The sequence below is a fragment of the Paraburkholderia panacisoli genome (assembly GCF_008369935.1).
In the GTDB taxonomy this organism is placed as follows: domain Bacteria; phylum Pseudomonadota; class Gammaproteobacteria; order Burkholderiales; family Burkholderiaceae; genus Paraburkholderia; species Paraburkholderia panacisoli.
The window spans coordinates 1-3,223 of sequence record NZ_VTUZ01000116.1 but is presented as its reverse complement, the minus strand read 5'-3'; the positions used below and the strand labels follow the sequence as shown (position 1 = coordinate 3,223).

Sequence of the window (3,223 nt, the reverse complement as noted above, 5' to 3'; positions counted from 1 at the left end):
AGAGAAATAGCAGGAGCCATCTTCATTCACCGATCCTGGTTTCATACGAGCCTTTTCTCGCACTTGCGAGCTGCAATACAGGCGCGACGCTACTCGGCGGGACCAAGGGTGACGTCGACAGCGGCCTGGCCGGCAATCTCCGGAACAAGGTACGCCGAGCGACGCGAAAACGGACCGCCTCGTATCTTGATGCGCTCGCCGAGCGCCGCAACACCGGGAGGCTTGATGGGTCCTTCAATGCGAAACCAGACATCGAACATGTCCGCCGATGTGGGATGCAGATCGACGTGAATCTCGAATCCTGATATTTAACGGTTCGTTGCGTGAATGTCTCCGATTCCAGAATCACCGCAAGACTTGGCGAACTTTCGGTCCGACAAAGCTTGTGGACTTCGCCTTGCATGGTGGACCGGAGGGGGCCTGATCGGCCGGACAGACTTCGCGGCGTTTCGGGTAAGCTCCCGAAGCAGGCGTTTCCCGTAAGCTACACTGTGAACCCTTTTGTCACGGGTGGCAGGTAAGCGTCAACAGCTACCGCGCAACAGATGCAGGGAATTCTAGCCCTTAAGAGGCGCCAAAAAAATACGTCTGCCATTAGTCAGCATCGATTTCGCGAGCGATAGTGAACCGTCGAGGCTGCCTGCAGATGAATCGAAGACCGGCGGTCACGTTCGGCATACGTCTTTTCTGCTTCCAGTGGTTTTGCTCAATCATGCCATCTGCCCACGTCGTTGCGCCCGCGCATCGCGTCGCCTGACGCCTCTCCCTGCTGCGCCACAAGCATCGACAATGCATGCTACCCCGGCACGGGGTAGTAAGACGGCTAACCTCCGCTCGCCGGACAGTTGATGTGGATGGAGCTGTTGGTCGATGCACTGACCGATAGTTAAAGCTTCTTTGGCACAACAGGCCTACACTGGAAACAGGACAAATCCGGGTGCAGTACCATGGTCGAAGCTACCCCGCAAAGCACCTTTCACGGTCTTCCATTGACTCCGGAGCAGAATGCAGAAGTCAGGCATTACATAAGGAGGAAAGCGCAGCATGGCGCGCCGTGGGACACGCCGGAGTTGGAGGCCATGCATGACGACATGCTGGTGCCCCCGAGCGACGAAGACGGAGGATCAGGCGCAACTGTCGACGAAATGAACGCGGCCACGGAGCGCGCGACAGCTTCCGTCGACGAGACCATGGAACCCATTGAGGCAAGCAAGGAGCGGAATGCTGCCATGGAAACCGAAGGTATGAGGGGACCCTGGGGTTGAATCCCGGATGGCGCACGCGACTGGTGTCGAGATTCACCCAGCGCGTTCGGATCGTGGCATGAGTTTGTTCGGGACGGAACCTCACACCCTGAAGGCGAGTCCGTGGTCCATGAACCTTCATCGGCCGGTCTTTTCGTGGGCGGATCCATCGGCGTGAGGGACGAATCGACGGCTGAGCGTCGGCATTGTCTTCGGACTACTGATCGACGATCCAGGCGCGCCAGTGCAATCCCGCGTTCACAGACGTGCATGCAAGTGCAGGCGGGAACTCGCCCAGGTTGCAAGCACCCCGGGCCCGCCAGATGCTGACACGACACACTTGATGGAGGACATATGAGCATCACCAGGAGGTTCATTTCGGAAGACAATGAAACACAGTCTATTGATGTACCCTTTCCCCTGCCGCGCGCAGAGCCGATCTCACCGTCGGAGCCAGAGCTAGCCGGGGATCCGTTCCTGTCACCGCGTGAAGCGGCTCGCGACGAGCACGAAAAGACAATCAAACACACGATGCCGGACGACCCGCAAGGGGATTTCGCCTGAAGAACATCGATCGTTGACCCACACGGGTCGCGTTGTGCCGTGCCTCCCACGGAACTGCGCGGAAGCGCAAAGAGGTGTGCACACGCCAACCCGGGATGCTTGCGCGGACGTTGTACCCCTGGCCCCATCTCGATGAGTTACGTCATCTACGACAGGAGGAGATCGTGAAACGCGATATGAATTTGGCACTCGCGATATTGAAAACCCTCGAGGAAAACAAGTCCTCGCACCTTAGCGAATTTGACATTGAAGCGGCGCTCAAGAACGCGTTCGACGTTTCAAACCGGGGTGTGGGGTATCAGTTGAACCTGCTGGCGGACGCAAATCTCGTGCACTCAATGGGTAGCGACTGGCGGCTAACCTGGGATGGCCACGAGTTTTTGAAGTCGGCGGCCCCGAATACCTTCGAAGACACCTGAAGGGTGACCTAAGGCTATGCTGAACAAGCCGCTGAATTTGAGGCGTCCTCGCCATCTGTGGGTTGATCGGTCGTCAAGTCGCACTTCCGCCCCTGACTTTTCGGCCCTTTCGGGCCCTGCTGGCGGGCCATTTGCCCGCTTCTCGCCCCTTATGGGCGGACCGATGCCATCAATCGTCGGCGCGACAGGTAGACGTTAGCGAGCGCCAGCGCGGTGAACGCCCGCCAGGCGTTCTTTTCCAGGCCGCGAGTCTGCTGCTTCATCCCTTTTCGCCTTCTTCATCAACTCCAACCTATAACGCGCGAAGTAGTTTAGCGGTGGACCTTAATCAGCGTTGCCCTAAGCGCTGGAAACATCCCCCGGTTTTTGTGAAGGCAACCCGAGTGCCGGGCGCCGCACTTGGGGCGTCGAAGGCAGTAGCAGTTGGCCGTAGCGCGCCTGGTTCCACGACGTGATGACGACCGCGGTCCAGCGTCGAGCCATCTGGTTTTGTACACGCGCATGTGCGGGTACTCTTGGTTTGAGCGGAACATGGAGCGGTTAAGACATGCGCTGCTTGAATATCACGAACGCAGCAAGGACTGCCTCAACTTCTACGCTCCTGGCCCCGGGGGCTCGACTGGACCACCCAGCCGGATCTGTTCCGGGTGTTTCACGACTCACCGCGCGTTGGTCTGCCGTTAGCCGCGGACAAGCTGGCTACACGCTACAACGAACTACGCTGCGGCGCCCTGCCGCCCGCGCACGGATTCGATCTATTCATTCTGGCAATCCTGTTCGAACGATCGCTCGGCCTCTCGGCTTGGAAATCCTGATGGCGCCCAACGGTCGGCACTGCGCTGCAACCCTTCGACCGGAAATCTGCATCCGGCCGTGGGCTATCTTCTGCGTCCGGGTCTGCCCGGCTTGTCCGGATGCGTCTACAACTACCTGAGCAGGCATCATGCGCTTGAACATCACGCTACAGTGGATGACCCCCGCGGGACCGAGCATTCC

At 58.8% G+C, this 3,223-nt stretch carries 3 protein-coding genes and 2 pseudogenes; 3 read left to right on the top strand and 2 right to left on the bottom strand.

Annotation, left to right across the window (positions count from 1 at the left end; genetic code table 11):
• Positions 1 to 89: 89 nt before the first annotated feature.
• Positions 90 to 403, bottom strand: a pseudogene (locus FVF58_RS55180) (hypothetical protein).
• A gap of 544 nt (positions 404 to 947) precedes the next feature.
• On the opposite strand from FVF58_RS55180, the gene FVF58_RS50735 reads away from it, so the two are divergent.
• From FVF58_RS50735 to FVF58_RS50725, 3 genes are all read left to right on the top strand, one after another.
• A complete protein-coding gene (locus tag FVF58_RS50735) occupies positions 948 to 1,265 on the top strand; it encodes a hypothetical protein (RefSeq protein WP_149676948.1) in 318 nt (105 codons plus the stop codon).
• Positions 1,266 to 1,598: 333 nt separating this feature from the next.
• A complete protein-coding gene (locus FVF58_RS50730) occupies positions 1,599 to 1,808 on the top strand; it encodes a hypothetical protein (RefSeq protein WP_149676947.1) in 210 nt (69 codons plus the stop codon).
• 164 nt (positions 1,809 to 1,972) lie between these two features.
• Positions 1,973 to 2,227 carry a DUF2513 domain-containing protein gene (locus FVF58_RS50725; protein WP_246217613.1) on the top strand — a complete coding sequence of 85 codons (255 nt, stop codon included), beginning with the start codon at positions 1,973 to 1,975 and terminating at the stop codon, positions 2,225 to 2,227.
• A 149-nt stretch (positions 2,228 to 2,376) separates the two neighbouring features.
• Here FVF58_RS50725 and FVF58_RS50720 read toward each other — a convergent pair.
• Positions 2,377 to 2,487 (bottom strand): annotated as a pseudogene (locus FVF58_RS50720) (IS5/IS1182 family transposase); the annotation flags it as partial.
• Positions 2,488 to 3,223: the final 736 nt, after the last annotated feature.

What these genes read in the sequence shown, in the direction of transcription:
- FVF58_RS50735 (WP_149676948.1), top strand. Translation starts at nt 948, where the DNA reads ATGGTCGAAGCTACCCCGCAAAGCACCTTTCACGGTCTTCCATTGACT.
- FVF58_RS50730 (WP_149676947.1), top strand. Translation starts at nt 1,599, where the DNA reads ATGAGCATCACCAGGAGGTTCATTTCGGAAGACAATGAAACACAGTCT.